The sequence below is a fragment of the Halomonas alkalisoli genome, assembly GCF_021412585.1.
Lineage (GTDB): Bacteria > Pseudomonadota > Gammaproteobacteria > Pseudomonadales > Halomonadaceae > Halomonas > Halomonas alkalisoli.
The window spans coordinates 120073-140054 of record NZ_JAKCMI010000023.1 but is presented as its reverse complement, the minus strand read 5'-3'; the positions used below and the strand labels follow the sequence as shown (position 1 = coordinate 140054).

The following is a 19982-nucleotide window of genomic DNA, read 5'->3' as shown; positions in this document are numbered from 1 at the left end:
AAGCCGCACCCCTGCCCCTCTCCGCACTCACCGCCCTCTCCCCCGTCGATGGCCGTTATGGCAGCAAGGCCGAGGCACTGCGCGAACACTTCAGCGAATTCGGCCTGATCCGCGCCCGGGTCATCGTCGAGGTCCGCTGGCTCCAGCGCCTGGCCGAACAACCCGGAATCACCGAGGTGCCACCGCTCTCCGCCGAGGCAACCGCCTTTCTCGACGCCCTGCTGCGCGACTTCTCCCTGGAGGACGCCGAGCGCATCAAGACCATCGAGCGCACCACCAATCACGACGTCAAGGCGGTGGAGTACTTCCTCAAGGAGAAGATCGAGGGCCAGCCGGAGCTGCATGCCGTCACCGAGTTCGTGCACTTCGCCTGTACCAGCGAGGACATCAACAACCTCTCCTACGGGGTCATGCTCACCGATGGCCTGAAGAGCCTGCTGCCGGTGATGCACCAGGTGGCCGACGAAGTGGCACGCCTCGCGCACGAGCAGGCCGCCCAGCCGATGCTCTCGCGCACCCACGGCCAGACGGCGAGCCCCACCACGCTCGGCAAGGAGATGGCCAACGTCGCCTACCGCCTGCGCCGCCAGCTCAAGCAGATCGAGAGCGTCGAGATCCTGGGCAAGATCAACGGCGCGGTGGGCAATTACAATGCCCACCTGGCCACCTACCCGGAGGTGGACTGGGAGGCCAACGCCCGTACCTTCGTCGAGGGGCTGGGACTGACCTTCAATCCCTACACCACCCAGATCGAGCCCCACGACTACATCGCCGAGCTGTTCGATGCCGTGTGCCGCTTCAACACCATCCTGATCGACTTCGACCGCGACGTCTGGGGCTACATCTCGCTGGGCTACTTCAAGCAGCGCACCGTCGAGGGCGAGATCGGCTCCTCGACCATGCCCCACAAGGTCAACCCCATCGACTTCGAGAACTCCGAGGGCAACCTGGGCCTGGCCAACGCGGTGCTCGGCCATCTGGCGCAGAAGCTGCCGATCTCGCGCTGGCAGCGCGACCTCACCGACTCCACGGTGCTGCGCAACCTGGGGGTGGGCCTGGCCTACGGCCTGATCGCCTACCAGGCGGCACTCAAGGGCATCTCCAAGCTCGAGGCCAACCCGGCTCGCCTGGCCGAGGATCTCGACGCCAGCTGGGAGGTGCTCGCCGAGCCGATCCAGACGGTGATGCGCCGCTACGGCATCGAGAAGCCCTACGAGAAGCTCAAGGAGCTGACCCGGGGCAAGCGCATCGACCAGGCCGGCTTTGCCGCCTTCATCGACACGCTGGACCTGCCGACCGAGGTCAAGAGCGAGCTCAAGGCGCTGACGCCGGCCACCTATATCGGCAACGCCGAGGCTCAGGCCAGAAGGCTCTGAGGCAGTTGCAACGGTTTATCGGAGACGCGCATTGGTAAAACTGAACAGGATCTACACCCGTACCGGGGACAAGGGCGACACCGGGCTCGGCGACGGCAGCCGCGTGGCCAAGCACGACCGTCGCGTGGAAGCCTTCGGCACCGTGGACGAGACCAATGCCACCATTGGCCTGGCCCAGCTGCATGCCGAAGGCGAACTGCAGCAGATGCTGGCCACCGTGCAGAACGACCTGTTCGACGTGGGCGCCGACCTCTGCACGCCGGAACAGGAAGACCCGAAGTATCCTCCCCTGAGGGTCACGGCAACCCAGGTGGAGTTCCTGGAGCGCCAGATCGACGCCATGAACGCCGATCTCGCCAGCCTGCGCTCCTTCATCCTGCCGGGGGGAACCCCGTTGGCCGCTCACCTCCACCTGGCCCGCACCGTCGCCCGGCGCGCCGAACGCCTGGTCACGCTGCTGATGGTCGAGCAGCCGGTGAACCCCGAGGTGCTGCGCTACATGAACCGCCTCTCCGACCTGCTGTTCGTCGCAGCCCGCAAGGCCAACGACAACGGCGCGGGTGACGTGCTGTGGGTACCCGGTGCCAACCGATGAGCTTTCTCGAGGAAAACACCATGGCGAGTGATACGCCCCGAACCCTGCTTGGCGGCCTGTCCGCCGCCGAGTTCCTGCGCGACTACTGGCAGCGCAGGCCGCTGCTGATCCGCGGTGCCTTTCCCGACCTTGAGTGCCCGTTGGAGCCCGACGAACTCGCCGGGCTCGCCTGCGAGGAGGGCGTCGAGGCCCGCCTGGTGGAGGAGCACGGCGCCGATGGCCCCTGGCAGGTGAGCCACGGCCCCTTCGACGAGGCCACCTTCTCCAGGCTGCCCGAGCGCAACTGGACGCTGCTGGTACAGGCGGTGGACCACTTCGTCCCCGAAGTGGCCGAGCTGCTCGAACACTTCGACTTCCTGCCGCGCTGGCGCCTCGACGACATCATGATCAGCTACGCCCCCCCGGGCGGTAGCGTCGGCCCCCACGTCGATCAGTACGATGTCTTCCTGCTCCAGGGCAGCGGGCAGCGTCGCTGGCAGCTGGGCGGCAAGGTCGCCGACGACGCCCCCATCCTCGACGGCATCGACCTGCGCATTCTCGAGCGCTTCTCGGTGGAGGCCGGCGCCGACTGGGTGCTGGAGCCCGGCGACATGCTGTACCTGCCGCCGGCCTGGGCCCATCACGGGGTCAGCGAATCCAGCGACTGCATGACCCTCTCGGTGGGCTTTCGCGCGCCCTCGGCGGACGAGGCGATCACCTCCTTTGCCGACTACCTGGGGGAGCAGCTGCCCCCCTCGCTGCGCTATTCCGATGCGGGGATGGTCCCTTCCGCCGACCCGGCGGAACTCGACGATGCCGCTGTCGCCCGCATGCGCGCACTGATTCTCGACACCCTCGACGACCCGGCTCAGCTGGCACAGTGGTTCGGTCGTGTCATGACGCAGCCCAAGTATATCGACCAGCTCGTGCCCAACGAGGAGCCCACCGAGGTCGAAGACCTTGTTGCTGCACTACAGGACGGCGAGGAACTGGTCCGCAGCCCCGGCTCACGCTTCGCCTGGCGGACAGACGGCGACCGGACGACGCTCTTCGTCGATGGCGACGGCATCGACTGTCCCCTACCCCTGGCGCGCGCCCTGGCCGACGTCACGCCCCTCGATGCCGACCTGCTTGAGCAGGAAGGCGCGGCCGACCTGCTCGTCGCCCTGCTCGATGCCGGCAGCCTCGGCTGGGCCGAGGAGTACGAGGAGGAGCGATAGGATGGCCGATATCCAGATACTGGATGGCGACTGGGATCAGCTGGGCGAGGTCGCCTCCGAGATACGCCGCGTGGTGTTCATCGAGGAGCAGCAGGTGCCGCTGGAAGAGGAGTGGGACGGCCGTGACGGCGACTGCCGCCACTTCGTCGCCCTGCGTCATGACATTCCGCTGGGCACCGCCAGGCTGCTGCCCGACGGGCATATCGGCCGTGTCGCCGTACTGAGCGAGGCACGCGGGCTCGGTATCGGCGCGGCACTGATGGAAGCCGCCATCGAGGCGGCTCGCCAGCTGGGCCATGATCAGGTAGAGCTTGCCGCCCAGACCCACGCTCTCGATTTCTACGAGCGCCTCGGCTTTACCGCCTACGGTGACGAGTTCATGGATGCCGGCATTCCGCACCGCAACATGCGCCTGACGCTGCGCTGAGCCATACAAGGCGGCCACACTCGGTACCGGAACTCGACTACAGGAATCCTACCCTCCCCGCCGCTCTTGTAGTCGAGTTACAACCCTCCCTCCCCCCAAGTGTCAATTGCGATAGCCCCGCCTCAGGGCGCATAGTGGTACCAGGACGAAATTAAAACGAACGTTCGGTAATCGCCGAATCATGGCCAGACCAGCAGGCGTTTTCATTTCGTGACCGGTTCGACCAAGGCCGTAGAGACTTCTCTGCTCTCCTGGTAGAACCTGACATCACTTCGCAGTTGCAGCATGACCCGGCTTTCCCCCGGCGAGATGCCGCAAGCGAGCGATCGACAAGGCAGCGATACGCCTCACACGGCAGTCGAGGCCGATCACTACACCTCTGATCGGAAGGATGGTACCCATGTCCTATAAAGACGACATCAAGGCTCTGGCTCAACTGCGCGAAGCCCAGCAAGGCAAGTGGGCAAGCATCAGCCCCGAGAATGTGGCCCGTATGCGTGCCCAGAACCGTTTCCAGACCGGCCTGGACATCGCCCGCTACACCGCCAAGATCATGCGCGAGGACATGGCCGCCTATGATGCCGACACCGCCCAGTACACCCAGTCCCTGGGCTGCTGGCACGGCTTCATCGGCCAGCAGAAGCTGATCTCCATCAAGAAGCACTTCGGCACCACCAAGCGCCGCTACCTCTACCTCTCCGGCTGGATGGTCGCCGCCCTGCGCAGCGAGTTCGGTCCGCTGCCCGACCAGTCCATGCACGAGAAGACCACCGTGTCAGGCCTGATCGAAGAGCTCTATACCTTCCTGCGCCAGGCCGACGCCTGGGAACTGAACCACCTGTTCCGCGACCTGGAAGAGGCCCAGAAGGCCGGCGACAGCGCCCGCGCCGACGAGCTGATCGCCAAGATCGACAACCACGAGACCCATGTGGTGCCGATCATCGCCGACATCGACGCCGGTTTCGGCAACGCCGAGGCGACCTACCTGCTGGCCAAGCAGATGATCGAGGCCGGTGCCTGCTGCATCCAGATCGAGAACCAGGTCTCCGACGAGAAGCAGTGCGGTCACCAGGACGGCAAGGTCACCGTGCCCCACGAAGACTTCCTGGCCAAGATCAACGCCGTGCGCTACGCCTTCCTGGAGCTCGGCGTCGAGGACGGCGTCATCGTCGCTCGCACCGACTCCCTGGGTGCCGGCCTGACCCAGAAGATCGCCGTGACCAAGGAGCCTGGCGACCTGGGCGACCAGTACAACAGCTTCCTGGACGGCGACGAGATCGAAAGCGCCTCCGACATCGACAACGGTGACGTGGTCATCAAGCAGAACGGCAAGCTGGTCAAGGTCAAGCGCCTGGCCTCCGGCCTGTTCCAGTTCAAGCCGGGCACCGGCGAGGACCGCGTGGTGCTGGACTGCATCACCAGCCTGCAGAACGGCGCCGACCTGCTGTGGATCGAGACCGAGAAGCCCCACGTCGGCCAGATCGCCGCCATGGTCAACCGTATCCGTGCGGAAGTGCCGGATGCCAAGCTGGTCTACAACAACTCGCCCTCCTTCAACTGGACCCTGAACTTCCGCCAGCAGGTGTTCGATGCCTGGGAGAAGGAAGGCAAGGACCTGTCCGCCTACGACCGTGCCGGCCTGATGAGCGCCGAGTACGACGACACCGAGCTTGGCAAGCTGGCCGACGAGTGGACCCGCAACTTCCAGCGTGACGCGGCGCGGGAAGCCGGTATCTTCCACCACCTGATCACCCTGCCGACCTACCACACCGCGGCCCTGTCCACCGACAACCTGGCCAAGGGCTACTTCGGCGACGAGGGCATGCTGGCCTATGTGGCGGGCGTGCAGCGCCGCGAGATCCGCGAGGGCATCGCCACCGTCAAGCACCAGGACATGGCTGGCTCCAACATCGGCGACGACCACAAGGAGTTCTTCCACGGCGAGGCGGCACTCAAGGCCGGTGGCAAGGACAACACCATGAATCAGTTCGGCTGATCACCCTTTGAAGTAGAACGACTGGAACCCTTGGGAGGCCTCGCGCCTCCCTTTTTTATGGGTGGCAGCCATCTCCATGGCGACTACCCTTGATTACATCAGGCAAACTTGCACATTGTTTGACCGCTTCCTCTCTACACTGCAAGGCACTAGAGCAGCTCATGCTGGTCAAAGGATCAATGACTGGGTAAGCTAGTTAGCAAACAGCGTTTCCATAACAAGGCGGTATCGACAACGGGCAGGAAAGCCCGCACCGTGCTGCCCCCCCAGGAGGTTTTTCATGAAGCGTCTTCTTCCCGTACTGGCCCTTGGCGTGTTGACCCTGGCCGGCTGTGCCAACACCGCTCCCATGGGCGGCGATGTCTACCGTGGCAGCCAGGCACAGACCAGCCAGACCGTGACCTTCGGTACCATCACCGCCCTGCGCCAGGTCCAGATTCAGGCTGACAGCCGTCTGGGCGGGGCCATTGGTACCGGTGGCGGCGCCGTGGTCGGTGGCCTGCTGGGCCGGCAGGTAGGCGGGGGCTCCGGCCGTCAACTCGCCACCGTTGCCGGCGCAATCGGCGGTGCCGTTGCCGGTAGCGCGGTCGAGGAGTCCGCCAACCGGGTCCGCGCCTGGGAGATGGAGATCCGCCGTGACGATGGCCAGAATATCGTCGTCGTGCAAAAGGCCGATCGCCAGTTCCAGACCGGCCAGCGCGTACGCATGATCGGCAGCGGTGCCAACGTCAGCGTGGCACCCTACTAAGCGAGGCAAGGCTCGGGAGCCGATGGCAACATTGGCTCCAGAACATCGGTACGCAAGCAGAAGGCCCGCGGCATTTGCCGCGGGCCTTCTGTCGTTCGGTATGCTGTCAATCGGCTCGGCTCAGTGGAAGTTGGCCCTGCCCATCGCCCAACTGACGACTTTCTTGGCGATCAGCGCCAGAATCGCAATCACGATCACCGTCAGCAGCATGTCGACCGGACGCACCAGGGTGGTGGCGCCCAGGATGGCCAGCGCCACGCTCCAGATCCAGCGGTTATCGTCGCCGCTCTTGATGATCCGGGGCAGCATCTTGTTCAGGCCAGCGCTGACGGAGGTATCCCACTGCTTGATACTGAAGAACAGGATAAGGGCAAAGGCGATCAGCCAGATCACAACTTCGGTCATGGGGCGTGCTCCACGGAAGGTTGGTGTAGGGTCCGAAAAAAAGAATCCCGCTAGGGTAGCCTCGCAATGTCGGGTACGCAACCACGCCAAAAGGCGTGAATGGCGTTCAGGATCGTGAGGAACATCCTGAAAATTGCCCCGCCCCCCTGACAGCCCGGGGATGGCGCGTTACCATGGTTTGTACATGCACTCACCGAAAGGTTAATCAATGCAGATTGCGCAAAACTCTGTTGTCGCGTTCCACTACACCCTGACCAATGATGCAGGTGAGGTGCTGGATAGCTCGGAAGGACGCGAGCCGCTGACTTACCTCCATGGCGCCGGCAATATCATTCCCGGCCTGGAGAAGGGGCTGGAGGGTCGCGAAAGCGGCGAGAAGCTCAATGTCACCGTCGCCCCGGAAGAAGGCTATGGCGAAGTGCAGCCGCAGCTGGTTCAGGAAGTGCCGCGTGATGCCTTCCAGGGTGTCGAGGCCGTGGAGCCGGGCATGCAGTTCCAGGCCCAGACCCAGGGCGGCCCGCTGATGGTCACTGTGACCAAGATCGAAGGCGATACCGTCACCGTCGATGGCAACCACCCGCTGGCCGGCCAGAAGCTGAACTTTGACGTCGAGATCGCCGACGTGCGTGAAGCCAGCCAGGAAGAGATCGAGCACGGTCACGTGCATGGCGAAGGCGGCGTCGAGCACTGAGCCGACCACGTCGGCGCACGCTGATATCGAACGCAGCTTTGCTGGTATCGAAGGGGCAGCCATACGGCTGCCCCTTCGTCATTCCAGGCCGGGTGATCGGAGTGCCACCAGGGTGCGGTAACCGCCCCACAGCCGCGTGGCGGTCGTCACCAGGCACGCCACGGCAAAGAGCGTGGCCAGCAGCGCAAAGTGAGCCGGAAAGAGGCAGAAGAGGACGAAGGCCAGAACCGTCTCGGTACCTTCGGTCAGCCCGTGCAGATAGTAGAAGGCCTTCTTCTGGAACCTTGGCCGCTCCAGTCCGTGGCGAGTCGCCATGATGGCGAAGGCCAGGAAGGAGGTTCCGGTGCCGATAAAGGCGAACAGCAGAAAGGCCGCCGCCAGGGCGTTGGCCTGCGGGTCGGCCAGGGCAAATCCCAGTACCACGGCAGCGTAGAAGACGAAGTCGAGGCCGATATCGAGGAACCCACCGGCATCGCTTTCCTGTCCCGTCATCCGTGCCAGGGCGCCGTCCAGCCCATCGCCCAGGCGATTGAGCAATATGACCACCAGCGCCGGCAGATACCACTCCAGGATCAACAGCGGCAACGCCAGCATGCCGATCAGGAAAGCCCATAGCGTCACCTGATCGGGGCGAATCCGACGCCGTGCCAACCCGGCAGCCAGGCGGTTCAAGGGTCCTTGAGCCAAAGGCATGGTCCAGCGATCCAGCATCTCAGCTCCTCATGTCCCGAGTTTCGCCCTCGGCCTGCCGTGGTGCCACCGGCGTTCGCGCCCCTGCCGAGCCACCCCGCCGCCAGGCGAAATAACGTTCAAGCCAGCCCAGCACCCGCTCCGGCTTGTGGGCATTCTTCCACACCCCGGCGCTGGCCTTGGCCGCCTCCGACCAGGTGGGATAGGGATGCACCGTTCCCAGCAGCTTGTTCAGCCCGATGCCATGGGTCATCGCCAGGGTGAACTCCGCCAGCAATTCACCGGCCCCATGCCCCACCACCGTGGCGCCAAGGATACGATCCTTGCCCGGCACCGTGAGCACCTTGACGAAGCCTTCCGTCAATCCTTCGGTAATGGCCCGATCCAGCTCGGAGAGCTCATACCGAGTCACCTCGAACTCGGTGCCCTGCGCCCTCGCCTCCTTCTCGCTGAGGCCCACCCGGGCCACTTCCGGATCGGTATAGGTGACGGCCGGCAGCGCCCGGTAGCTGACCCGGAAGCGCTTGAACTCACCGAACAGGGCATTGACCGTGGCGTGCCAGGCCTGGTGGGCGCTGGCATGGGTCAACTGGAAGGGGCCGGCCACGTCGCCGCAGGCCCAGACATTGGGCAGCACACTCTGCAGGCTTTCATCCACCGCCAGGGTGCCATCGTTACGGGTTTCCACCCCCAACGCTTCCAGGCCCATCCCCGCCACATTGGCCGCTCGCCCCACCGCCACCAGGAGCTCGTCGAAGTCGAGCCGCTCGGTCAACGTCTCGCCTGTCGAGCTCTCTCGCTCGACCACCAGCACGTGCCCCCCCTGCTGGCCGGCACCCGCCTCCACCCGGACGGCCCGGGTGTCGAGCCACAGTGACAGGCCGTCGGCCTCGAGCCGCTGACGCAGCGCCGCAGCGGTGTCAACATCTTCCCTCGGCAGCAGCTGGCTGCCCATCTCGACCAGGCTCACCTGGCTGCCCAGGTGGGCGAAGCTCTGTCCCAGCTCACAGCCGATAGGCCCGCCCCCCAGCACGACGAGGCGGCCAGGCAGGGCCTCGAGTTGCCACAGGTTGTCCGAGGTCAGCACCTCGATATCGCCAAGCCCTGGGAGGTCGGGCACTCGCGGACGCGCCCCGCTGGCGATGATCACATGGCGGGTAGTGAGCACCCGCTCTCCCTCCTCGCCCGTGACCCGCACCCGCCATGGGTCCAGCAGGCAGGCCTCGCCGGCGATCACCTCGACTCCCAGCCCCTCGTAGCGTTCACGACTGTCGTGGGGCTCCACCTCGCGAATGGCATGATGGACATGCCCCATCACCTGCGTGAAATCCACCCGTGGCTCTCCGGCATGAATACCGTAACGTGCGGACTCACGCACTTCACTGGCGACACGGGCCGCGCGGATCAACGCCTTGGAGGGCACGCAGCCGGTATTCAAGCAATCGCCGCCAAGCCTGTCGCGCTCCACCAGTACGACCCGCGCCCTGACCGCCGCCGCGATATAGCTTGCCACCAGGCCCGCGGAGCCGCCGCCGATGACCACGATGTCATGATCGAAGCGCGCCGGACGGTCGTAGCGGCTCGCCAGCCGGCGACGCTTGGCAACGGCCACCACCCCCCGCGCCAGCCAGGGGAAGAGGCCGATGAGTACGAAGGAGCCAATCAGGCCCGGCGACAGGATGCCGGAGAGGCTCTCCAGGTTGCCCAGCTCCCGGCCGGCATTCACGAATACCGCCGTGCCCGGCAGCATGCCAAGCTGACTGACCCAGTAGAAGGTCCACAGCCGCATCCGCGTCAGCCCCATCACCAGGTTGATGACAAAGAAGGGAAACAGCGGAATCAGGCGCAGGGTGAACAGATAGAAGGCGCCCTCGCGTCGAATGCCGGCATTGATGCGTTCGAGCTGCGGGGCGAAGCGTTTCTCCAGCGGTCCGCGGGCCAGGGTCCGAGCCAGCGCCGCCGCCAGGGTGGCGCCGAAGGTGCTGGCGAAGGAGATGATCAGCAGGCCCCAGCCGAGGCCGAAAAGCGCCCCGCCGAGCACCGTGAGCAGGGTGGCACCCGGCAACGATAGCCCTGCCATCACTACATAGAGCACGAAGAAGCCCCCAATGACGGTGACAGGCTCATCGGCCAGCCACGCATGGAAGCGGGCCTGTTCGGCCTTGAGGTTCTCCAGGGTCAGGAAGTCAGCTGCCCCGCTGAGGAAAAAAACCCCTACCGCCAGGACGATCAGTGCCACCAGTATCAGACGTCGCTTTGCCACCTGCTCCACTCCCTTGATTCATCGAGTCGTTGTACCGCGTCGTACGGTCCTCTTGCGTCGGCCTCCGTCCGCTATCCTTACACGACTCTTGCGCTCACGCACCGATCCGGTTATCTCGCTGTAGACGGAACCCCGAGCGTTAGCGCACCCTCTAAGGCTGACATTCCCCTGCAACAGCGAGTGCACCTTATGAAAACGCCTCTGCGGTTCCCCTGGCTGCTGTCTGCGCTGCTGCCACTGGCGCTGACGAGCCCCGCCCTGGGCGATGACGCCGAGGCAACCGCCACGGCCATCTTCGGCGGTGGCTGCTTCTGGTGCGTCGAGGAGGCCTTCGACAAGGTGGAGGGCGTCGTCGCGACCACCTCGGGCTTCAGCGGCGGACATGTGGAAAACCCCACCTACGAACAGGTGGTTGGCGGCGGCACCGGCCACGCCGAGGTGGTGAAGGTGGAATATGAGCCAGAGCGGGTTGACTACGCGACCCTGCTGCATGTGTTCTGGCGCAATATCGACCCCTTTGCGGTGGACCGACAGTTCTGCGACCAAGGGGAAGCCTACCGCAGCGCCATCTTCTATGGCAGCGAGGAGGAGCGTGAGCTCGCCGAGGGCACCCGCGACGAGCTAACCGAACGGTTCGAGCGCGACATCGCCACCGAGATCACGTCCTTCGAGGCATTCTATCCCGCCGAAGAGTACCACCAAGGCTACTACCGCAAGAACCCGGTGCGCTACCAGTACTACAAGGCCGCCTGCGGCCGTGAACGACGCCTGGAAGAGGTCTGGGGCGCTGAAGCCGGCGGCCTGAACCAGCCCTGAGCCGGCTAACGCTCAGCAGGAGAGTCCATAGCAGGCTCAGCCGGCGACACCGATGGGTTGTGCCGCGCGCTCCCGACGCCATAACCAGACGGCGATGCCCAGGGTCACGCCGAGCAGCAGCCAGGAGCCCAGCACCACGCCGGACCAGCCCGCGTATTGCCAGAAGGGCTCCAGCCAGGCGCTACCCAGGCTGGCACCCACGTAATAGAAGACCAGGTAGAGCGCAGAGGCGCTTCCCCGGGCTTTCTCGGCATGGCGGCTGACCCAGCTCGAGGCCATGGAGTGGGCCAGGAAGAAGCCCACGGCGTTGATCGTCAGCCCGACGATGATCCAGGGCAACGACGCCGACAGGGTGACCAGGGTTCCCCCAAGCAGGATCAGGATTCCCAGCACCATGCACAGTGGCTGACCCAGGTGGCCGGCCAGCCGCCCCGACAGCATGGAGCTCAGGGTGCCGCCCAGGTAGGTCAGGAAGATCATGCCCAGCAAACGGGCGCCCAGGCCGAACGGCTCATCGGCCAGGCGGAAGGTGATGTAGCTGTACTGGTTGATGAAGATCAGGAAGTTGATACCACCGAGCAGATAGGCCGCCAGCAGCAGCGGGTGGCGCAGATGTGCCGCAATGTCTGTCAGCGCACCGCGCAACTCGAAGCGCCGGGGCGTGAACGCCCGCGCCCTCGGCAGCAGTTTCCAGAACAGGGCGACGCCGACCAGGGTGAGCAGGCCCACGGCCAGAAAGCCCGCGCTGGCACCGCCCAGCTCTCCCGCCCCGCCGCCGATCAGGCGACCACCGATGCCCCCCAGGGTGTTGGCACCGATATAGAGCCCCACCGCCGACAGCAGCGCGGGGCGGTCGAACTCGTCCCCCATCCAGGCAATGGCCACCGCCGGAAGACCACCGAGCAGGAACCCCTGTAGCGCGCGCAACGCCAGCAGGCTCTCGAAATTGGGCGCGAAGGCCAGTGCCAGCGAACAGAGCCCCGTCAGCAGCAGCGTCACCCGCATGATGGTATCGCGACCGATGGCGTCCGACAGCGGGCCGAAGACCAGCAGCGCCCCCGCCAGGGCCAGTGTCGAGATCGACATGATCAGGCTGATGCCCAGCGTGGAGACGCCATAGGCCTCGCGCAGCTCCGGCAGCAGCGGCTGTGGGGCATAGAGGTTGACGAAGACCAGGAAGGAGCCCAGGCAGAGCGCAAGGGTGGCGCGCCACCAGGCGGGGGTACGTGCGGTGATCATGCGATGTCCTGCAGCGATGGCTTGTGGGACATGATCGCTTGCGGCCTATAATAAGGCAAACAGCATAAAAAGATGACTTCCATCTGATTTTCTTATGCTGCTTATCTCAGGAGACTGCCATGTCACTCCCCTTCGACCTGCGTGCACTGCGCGTTTTCCTCACCGTTGCCGACCGGGGCGGGTTCAGCGCCGCGGCCCGCGAGCTCCACGTCGCCCAGTCGGCGATCAGCCAGACCATTGCCAACCTGGAGCGGCACCTGGACCTGACCCTGTTTCATCGGCATGAGCGGCGCATCAGCCTCACCCCGGAGGGAAACGCCCTGCAGAGCCACGCCCGCGAGCTGCTGGATCGCGCCGATGCCGCCCACCTCGCCATGCGCGAGCTGCACGGCCTGGTCAAGGGCGAGGTCCGCATCGGCATCCCGTCGATGCTCGGCTCCTACTACTTTCCGCCGCTGCTGATGGGCTTCAAGTCGCGCCATCCGGGAATTCGCCTGACCGTGGTGGAGGCCGGCGCCAGACGACTGCAGAACATGATCGCCGCGGGGGAGCTGGATCTCGGGGTGGTGATCGACGACGAGCAGAGCCGGCGAATGGAGCGACGCCCGCTGGTACGCGAGGAGATGGTGGTCTGCGTGCCACAGGCCCACCCCTTCGCCGGCAGGCAGGGGGTGAGCCCGGAGGAGTTCTTTGCCGAGCCGCTGGTGCTGTTCCAGGACGGCTACTTTCATCGCGAGTTCGTCGATGCCCTGTCACAGCAGACCGGCCACTCGGCCAATGTCGCCTTCCAGTCGAACCTGATTCCGCTGACCAAGGCGATCGTGCGCCAGGGCTTCGGCATCACCACCTTCCTGCGCCGGGTGATCGACGAACCCGAACTGGCGGCGGTCTCCTTCGACCCACCGGCCTGGCTCGACCTGTCTCTGGCCTGGGCCGAAGGAGCCTACCTTTCCCGAGCGGAAAGCGCCTTCGTGGAGTTCATCGAGGCTAACCGACACTCGCTTTAGGCGTTATACGAAACCGCCTGCGCTTACCCCTTAAGGCTCGCCCAACCTAGCCTTCGCCCGCCGAAGCAACACGCCGCGCCAACGTCGTGGGCTCCAGGGTTCGCCGAGCCTGCCAGAAATAGCGCTGCCAATAGACATTGTCGAGTTCGGAGAGCATCACGCCCTGGGAGGTGGAGGCGTGCAGGAAGTAGCCGTCGCCCACGTAGATGCCCACATGATCGTAGGGACCCGGGGGGCGGAAGAAGACCAGGTCGCCGACCTGAAGCTCCCCGCGTGAGACCGGGGACCCTTCGTGCACCTGTTCGCCGGTGGAGCGCGGCAGATCCAGGCGGAAAGTTTCGCTGAAGACGTTCTGCACCAGGGCTGAGCAGTCGATCCCCCGCTCGCTGGTACCGCCCAGTCGGTAAGGTGTTCCAGCCCAGCGCTCGTGCTGGGCAAGCAGCGCCTGGCGTACCAGCTCCGGCGGGGGGTTATGCAGGCTTCGAGCCTGCAGGATGGGGTTGTCCACCGGGGACATCATGGGGTTCCAGGATGCCGGCATGCCCGGCAGGTTGCGGGCGAAGTAGTCGTCGGCCTCGCCTTGCGACTGCTTCGGGCTACTGGCGCAACCGGCCAGCAGGGCCAGCGACACACCGAGCATCAGGATACGACTCGATCTCGTGGCTACCATCTTGGCAACGTCCTCGTTCCCTGAGCCGCACGCCTCCCCGGGTCGAGCATGAGCTCTACCTGACAGACCCGAAGGAATCGCTGTGGTAGTGGTGCGCCGGCATCTTGCTGCATTGCCTGTACCACTGCCAGAGCGGCCTATGAGGCGGCTGGCTATGATCATGATATAGGCTCCTGTATAAGGAGCCGTTTCAACAAACTTTCCGACTATAAGCCACATCACCTGATATGGCGAGCCCCCAGGCTCTGTCCGAAAAGTGTCTGCGCTTGGCCATACGGCGTTAAAAATCAGCTCAAAGTACTCATTTACAGCTCGTAAACTCCGTCTTTTCGCCAATTTTTGCCTTGTCTGGCCATCGCTCGCCGACTTTTCAGACAGAGCCTAATGTAATGTTCTGCCATCACCCGGCAATGTATCGATATGCAGGGGCGCCCAGTGGCGCGGCCGGGCCCCGGGGAAGTCCAGGCTCGCCCAGGGCCCGGCCAGCGGAGGCGCACCCGAAAGCCAGGCCACCAGCGCCTGGCGGAAGCCGGCCAGGAAGGCCTCGCGCTCCGGGGTCTCGCCCATGAAGAAGGAGAAGCCCGCATAGAGGCCCTGGGCATAGGCTTCCCAACCGCTGTAGTGCGCGGCGGCCAGGACATGGGCGCGATCCAGGATAACGCTGAAGGCGGCAGCATCCAGCCAGCCCAGCTGGCGTCCGGCAATGGCCAGATCCACCACCTGGGCCAGGTCCCAGGCGGTCATGTCCAGCTCGTTGCAGCCATCCTCATTGTCACGCACCCGCTGCAGTCGCAGCAGGTGGGTGCGATCCTCCTCGTTGCACTCGCCGGATTCGAGCATGGCGATCTCTGACGCGAGCCGCTGCTCATTGAGGGTATAGGGCGCGTAGTTGATCTGGTACTCCTGCCGATCGCCCGCCTCGAGCAGGAAATCGAGGAACTCGGTCAGCTCCGCCTCGCCATGCAGGCCGTAATGGCCGTCGATCCATTCACGGATCGACACGGCTTCCCGTGCGCTCTCCACATGGGGTTCACTCCAGGCCGCGCTATTGAGCGGGCCGACCAGTGACATGGCGGTAAAGCGTGACAGCGTTGGGCGAGGCCCCGGCTCCTGCCACTCGGAGCTTTGCCAATCCAGCCAGTGAAAAGGGCTGCCGGGGTCGTCGAGGTGCCAACGGATCTCGGCCACCAATGGGGGGTGTTCGCCCTCGGGCAGCAGCGATTCCCAGTGCGCCCAGGCCTCGAGCAGGCGCCGGATATCCGGATAGAAGCGACACAGGGTGCCACGCAGCGCTTCGGCGAGCGCCTCCAGGGCGGCTGGTTCGAAGCTCTCGCTGTCCATGGCCATCTGCAGGTAGAAGGCGTACTTCTCGGCCATGTGAATGGTAGCCGCATGACGACTGCCCTGTCGGAGACTCACCAGGGTCGCCAGGTCGGCGGCCTCGGGCCGGCCGAAAGGCGTCGTGGCACGCGGCAAGGCATCGTGGGCCGCGTCGGCGGCCAGCTGGTTGAGGTGATGCGCCTGGGCGGGCAGCCAGTAGCGGGAAAGGGCTTCCACCCCTTCGTCCGGGTGCAGCCCCAGAGTCTCGTCCAGATAGCGCAGCGCATCGTTGCGGCGCTCGACCGTGACCGCCATGGGCGGCCCCTGCCGGGTTCCCAGCTCGGGCTCGCGCACGGAGGCCAGCGCCAGCACCCAGTGGCGCGGAGAACGACGCCAGGCGGTCATGGCATGGCGCGACGCCTGCCGCACCTCCTCGACCAGCAGCTCCTGCAGCGCCACGCGCCAGGGGCTGACCGGCGACTGCAGCAGCAGCTCCCAGTCGGCCCGCATGTCCATGAGCCGGTTTCTCCCCTCGAACAGGCTGCGGCCACGCTGATAGGCGCGTGCCACCGCCGACCAGTCGCTGTAGCGACGCTGGACCAGGTCGGCGCCGTGGGTGGCGAAATGCCGTGCCTCTGTCTCGTCGAGCCAGCCCACGCAGGCCCCGGCCCAAGCCAGGTCGACCAACCGCAGCCAGTCCCAGGCGGCCCACTCCAGCGGCTCGCCCTGCTCCACCAGCGTCAGCATGAGCCTGCCATAGCCACGCTCACTGGCGGCCAGCCCATCGAGCCAGCCCTGGCGTGCGGCGGCGTCCGAATCCAGCAGGCGCGAGGCATCCAGATCCCAGCCCTGGCGGTGTCCCTGGCCTGCCAGCCACAGCAGGCTCTGCAGCAGTTCCTCACGACTTTCGAGCTGCCAATACTCCAGCAGCCACGCCTTCGCCTCGGGCCAGTCGGCCACACCCGCCGGGGTAGCCAGTACCGGGGCAAAGGCAGCCCGCAGCCGCCATGCCCGCTCCTCCGGTGCCTCGGGCCACAGCACCAGGGCCTTGCTACGCCCCGCCACCCATTCGGTGATGCGGTCCCATGTGATGCCCTCGCCATCGTGTTCGAGAACCGCCAGGGCGTCACAGGCCTCCGCAAAGGTATCGTCACCACGCACCCAGCCCTCGGCTCGCTTGGCATAGCGCAACGCCTCGTGCCAATCATCCAGGCTGGTGTACTGGCTGGTGATCTCGTCAGCCAGACGCAGGGCCCAGTCGCGCACACGCGACTCGGGTAGCCAGCCGGCGGAGCCGGCCAGGGCGATGAGCTCAAGCGCAGCCAGCAGCCCCGCCGGATCGGGGCTATCGATACCGAATGCCTCGATCAGGCGCCAGCCGAGCTCGCCGCGCTCCGTGACACCCAGCTCCCCCAGCCTCGAGGCCGCCACATCGGCCTCGACCTTGACGGGTTCGGGCTCGAAGGCCCAGTCACACAGCACCAGCTGTTGGGCCCACCAGGCATAAAGGGGATCGACCAAGGCTCACCTCGACGTTCAGCCGCGACGGAAAGGGCGCAGTCATGTCGCGCCAACAGGAAATCGGCGCCTAGTGTAGCGGAAACCGACGCTCACGCCGATGACCCGGAGCAGGAAAAAACAGCACGGCACATTGGAGTGCTTGGCGTAACGTTTTAAATAATGCACACTCAAGCGACAAGATAATCAACACCACTCCCCCTGGAGCCCCCATGCCTCTCCCTGCAGATTCGATCATCGACAAGGCCTACATCGCCGGACAGTGGCGCGACGGCCCTAATCGCTTTGCCGTCACCAACCCCGCAACCGGCGAGGTGCTCGCCGAGGTGGCGGATCTCGACGCGGACGCCGCCCGGGATGCCGTGGCAGCGGCCGATGCCGCCTGGCCCGCCTGGCGCAGGCAGACCGCCAAGCAGCGCGCGGCCCTGCTGCGGGCCTGGTTCGATGCCATCATGGCCAACCAGGCAGCGCTGGCCCGGCTGATGACCCTGGAGCAGGGCAAGCCGCTGGCCGAATCCATGGGCGAGGTCGCCTACGGCGCCTCCTTCGTGGAGTTCTACGCCGAGGAAGCCAAGCGCATGGCCGGTGAGACACTGCCCAGCCACGGCGCCGACAAGCGCATCCTGGTGTTTCGCGAGCCGATCGGTGTCGTGGCGGCGATCACGCCGTGGAACTTCCCCTTGGCCATGATCACGCGCAAGTGTGCCCCGGCACTCGCCGCGGGCTGCCCGGTGGTGATCAAGCCCGCCGAGGCCACCCCGCTGACCGCCCTGGCCCTGGCGAAGCTGGCCGAAGACGTGGGCTTCCCCGCCGGTGTGCTCAACGTGGTCACGGCAAGCTCCCCCGCCGCGATCGGCGAGGTGCTCACCACCGATCCGCGGGTGCGGAAGGTCTCCTTCACCGGTTCCACGCCGGTGGGCAAGCGCCTGCTGGCCCAGTGCGCCGGCACCGTCAAGAAGGCCTCCATGGAGCTGGGCGGCAACGCCCCCTTCATCGTCTTCGACGACGCCGACCTGGACGCCGCGGTGGAGGGCGCCATCGCCTCCAAGTACCGCAACTCGGGCCAGACCTGCGTCTGTACCAACCGGCTGCTGGTGCAGGATGGTGTCTATGATGCCTTCCTCGACAAGCTGGCTGCCAAGGTGGCACAGATGAAGGTGGGCAACGGCCTGGACGACGGCGTGGTGCAGGGACCGCTGATCAACCGGGCCGCGGTGGAGAAGGTCCAGGCACACATCGCCGATGCCCTGGAAAAGGGTGGCCGGCTGGTCTGTGGCGGCAAGCCCCATGGCCTGGGCGGCACCTTCTTCGAGCCCACCGTGATCGCCGATGTTACCCCACAGATGCGGGTCGCCACGGAGGAGACCTTCGGTCCGCTGGCGCCGGTTTTCCGCTTCGACAGCGACGAGGAGGCCATCGCCATGGCCAACGCCACCGAATTCGGCCTGGCGGCCTATTTCTACGCTCGGGACTATCGGCGCATCTGGCATGTCATGGAGGCGCTGGAATATGGCATGGTGGCGGTGAACGAGGGGATCCTCTCCACCGAACTGGCCCCCTTCGGCGGCGTCAAGGAGTCGGGGCTGGGCCGCGAAGGCTCACACCACGGCCTGGATGAATTCACTGAACTAAAATACGTCTGTGTCGGCGGCCTTTGATCGCCCACGACGTCTTTCCAAGGAGACAGGTTTGATGAATAACGCACAGCTCAACGAACTCAAGCAACGCTATGTCGCCAATGGCGCCGCCAGCCCGGCGACCCAGTTCGCCGATCGCGCCGAGAATGCGCTGATCTGGGATGCCGATGGCAACCGCATCATCGACTTCGCCGGCGGCATCGGTGTCCTCAATATCGGTCATCGCCATCCCAAGGTGGTCGAGGCGGTGAAGGCGCAGCTGGACAAGGTCATGCACACCTGCCAGACGGTGATGCCCTATGAAGGCTACGTAAGGGTGGCCGAGAAGCTCAGCCAGGTGACCCCGGTGCGCGGCCACGCCAAGGTGATGCTGGCCAACTCCGGCGCCGAGGCACTGGAGAACGCCGTCAAGATCGCCCGCGCCGCCACCGGCAAGAACAACGTGATCTGCTTCGACGGCGGCTACCACGGCCGTACCTTCATGACCATGGCGATGAACGGCAAGGTCGCCCCCTACGCCACCGACTTCGGGACCATGCCGGGCAACGTCTTCCGCGCCCCCTACCCGGTGCCCTACCACGGCGTCAGCGAGGACGAAGCGCTGCGCGGCCTGAAGATGGCGCTCAAGACCGACGCCAACCCCAAGGACACCGCCGCCATCGTGCTGGAGCCGGTGCTCGGCGAGGGCGGCTTCTATCCGGCACCGGCCAGCTTCCTCAAGGCGATCCGCGAGATCTGCGACGAGCACGGCATGCTGATGATCGTCGACGAGGTCCAGAGCGGCTTCGGGCGCACCGGCAAGATGTTCGCCATCGAGCACAGCGGCGTCGAGCCGGACATCATCACCATGGCCAAGAGCATGGCCGACGGCATGCCGATCTCCGCCGTGGTGGGCACCGACAAGCACATGGATGCCTCCGGCCCCAACTCCCTGGGCGGCACCTACACCGGCAGCCCCACCGCCTGTGCAGCGGCACTGGCGGTGCTCGAGGTCTTCGAGAATGAAGATATCCTGGGCAAGAGCCAGGCGCTGGGCGACAAGCTGGCCAAGCGCTTCGCCCAGTGGCAGCAGGACTTCGACTGCGTCGACAACGGCCGCAACATGGGCGCCATGGCTGCCATCGACCTGGTCGCCGACAAGGGCAAGCATACGCCGGATGCCGACCTCGCCGGCGCACTGTGCAAGAAGGCCCGCGAGAAGGGGCTGATCCTGCTCTCCTGCGGCCTGTACGGCAACACCATCCGCTTCCTGATGCCCGTCACCATCGAGGACGAGATCCTCGAGGAAGGCCTGGCCATCGTCGAGGAGTCGCTCAAGGAGCTGGTAGGCAGCAAGGCCACCGCCTGACCCTTACTACCGGCAACTCCATCTACTGCAATTTCTT

17 protein-coding genes are annotated in these 19982 nt (G+C 65.4%); 11 read left to right on the top strand and 6 right to left on the bottom strand.

Going from position 1 to position 19982, the window contains the following annotated elements; genetic code table 11:
* Positions 1-11 precede the first annotated feature (11 nt).
* From purB to LY622_RS09185, 6 genes are all read left to right on the top strand, one after another.
* Positions 12-1376: an adenylosuccinate lyase gene (gene purB, locus LY622_RS09210; protein ID WP_234290794.1), complete on the top strand. Its 1365-nt coding sequence runs from the start codon at positions 12-14 to the stop codon at positions 1374-1376.
* Between the two features lie 31 nt (positions 1377-1407).
* Entirely contained in the window at positions 1408-1971 is a 564-nt protein-coding gene (locus tag LY622_RS09205; RefSeq protein WP_234290620.1) for a cob(I)yrinic acid a,c-diamide adenosyltransferase, read from the top strand.
* A gap of 20 nt (positions 1972-1991) precedes the next feature.
* Positions 1992-3170, top strand: coding sequence for a ribosomal protein uL16 3-hydroxylase (locus LY622_RS09200; RefSeq protein ID WP_234290619.1), 1179 nt, complete (start codon positions 1992-1994; stop codon positions 3168-3170).
* 1 nt (position 3171) lies between these two features.
* Positions 3172-3597 (top strand): GNAT family N-acetyltransferase, encoded by a 426-nt coding sequence (locus tag LY622_RS09195; protein ID WP_234290618.1) that lies wholly within the window; start codon positions 3172-3174, stop codon positions 3595-3597.
* A gap of 400 nt (positions 3598-3997) precedes the next feature.
* Positions 3998-5593, top strand: coding sequence for an isocitrate lyase (locus tag LY622_RS09190; RefSeq protein WP_234283077.1), 1596 nt, complete (start codon positions 3998-4000; stop codon positions 5591-5593).
* Between the two features lie 280 nt (positions 5594-5873).
* Entirely contained in the window at positions 5874-6341 is a 468-nt protein-coding gene (locus tag LY622_RS09185; RefSeq protein ID WP_234290617.1) for an outer membrane lipoprotein, read from the top strand.
* 120 nt (positions 6342-6461) lie between these two features.
* Here LY622_RS09185 and LY622_RS09180 read toward each other — a convergent pair whose 3' ends face one another.
* Positions 6462-6746 (bottom strand): hypothetical protein, encoded by a 285-nt coding sequence (locus LY622_RS09180; protein WP_234290616.1) that lies wholly within the window; start codon positions 6744-6746, stop codon positions 6462-6464.
* A gap of 208 nt (positions 6747-6954) precedes the next feature.
* Between LY622_RS09180 and LY622_RS09175 the strand changes: the two genes are divergently transcribed.
* Positions 6955-7437: an FKBP-type peptidyl-prolyl cis-trans isomerase gene (locus tag LY622_RS09175; protein WP_066450276.1), complete on the top strand. Its 483-nt coding sequence runs from the start codon at positions 6955-6957 to the stop codon at positions 7435-7437.
* Between the two features lie 78 nt (positions 7438-7515).
* Here LY622_RS09175 and LY622_RS09170 read toward each other — a convergent pair whose 3' ends face one another.
* Both LY622_RS09170 and LY622_RS09165 read right to left on the bottom strand, forming a co-directional pair.
* On the bottom strand, positions 7516-8148 hold the full coding sequence (locus LY622_RS09170; protein ID WP_234290615.1) for a CDP-alcohol phosphatidyltransferase family protein: 633 nt from the start codon (positions 8146-8148) through the stop codon (positions 7516-7518).
* 1 nt (position 8149) lies between these two features.
* Positions 8150-10390 (bottom strand): dihydrolipoyl dehydrogenase family protein, encoded by a 2241-nt coding sequence (locus tag LY622_RS09165; RefSeq protein ID WP_234290614.1) that lies wholly within the window; start codon positions 10388-10390, stop codon positions 8150-8152.
* A 189-nt stretch (positions 10391-10579) separates the two neighbouring features.
* On the opposite strand from LY622_RS09165, the gene msrA reads away from it, so the two are divergent.
* A complete protein-coding gene (gene msrA / locus LY622_RS09160) occupies positions 10580-11206 on the top strand; it encodes a peptide-methionine (S)-S-oxide reductase MsrA (protein ID WP_234290613.1) in 627 nt (208 codons plus the stop codon).
* A gap of 36 nt (positions 11207-11242) precedes the next feature.
* Here the strand turns inward: msrA and LY622_RS09155 are convergent, their stop codons facing one another.
* Positions 11243-12445: an MFS transporter gene (locus tag LY622_RS09155; RefSeq protein WP_234290612.1), complete on the bottom strand. Its 1203-nt coding sequence runs from the start codon at positions 12443-12445 to the stop codon at positions 11243-11245.
* A gap of 119 nt (positions 12446-12564) precedes the next feature.
* Between LY622_RS09155 and LY622_RS09150 the strand changes: the two genes are divergently transcribed.
* Entirely contained in the window at positions 12565-13452 is an 888-nt protein-coding gene (locus LY622_RS09150; protein WP_234290611.1) for a LysR family transcriptional regulator, read from the top strand.
* A gap of 46 nt (positions 13453-13498) precedes the next feature.
* Here LY622_RS09150 and LY622_RS09145 read toward each other — a convergent pair whose 3' ends face one another.
* Together LY622_RS09145 and LY622_RS09140 are read right to left on the bottom strand one after the other, a co-directional pair.
* On the bottom strand, positions 13499-14122 hold the full coding sequence (locus tag LY622_RS09145) for a C40 family peptidase (protein ID WP_234283091.1): 624 nt from the start codon (positions 14120-14122) through the stop codon (positions 13499-13501).
* A gap of 381 nt (positions 14123-14503) precedes the next feature.
* Positions 14504-16963, bottom strand: a complete 2460-nt coding sequence (locus tag LY622_RS09140) for a DUF1266 domain-containing protein (RefSeq protein WP_234290610.1) — start codon at positions 16961-16963, stop codon at positions 14504-14506.
* A 209-nt stretch (positions 16964-17172) separates the two neighbouring features.
* On the opposite strand from LY622_RS09140, the gene LY622_RS09135 reads away from it, so the two are divergent.
* Together LY622_RS09135 and gabT are read left to right on the top strand one after the other, a co-directional pair.
* Positions 17173-18618 carry an NAD-dependent succinate-semialdehyde dehydrogenase gene (locus LY622_RS09135; RefSeq protein ID WP_234290609.1) on the top strand — a complete coding sequence of 482 codons (1446 nt, stop codon included), beginning with the start codon at positions 17173-17175 and terminating at the stop codon, positions 18616-18618.
* A gap of 34 nt (positions 18619-18652) precedes the next feature.
* Complete coding sequence (gabT, locus tag LY622_RS09130) at positions 18653-19945, top strand: 4-aminobutyrate--2-oxoglutarate transaminase (RefSeq protein WP_234290608.1); 1293 nt, start codon at positions 18653-18655, stop codon at positions 19943-19945.
* The last annotated feature ends 37 nt before the right edge of the window (positions 19946-19982 follow it).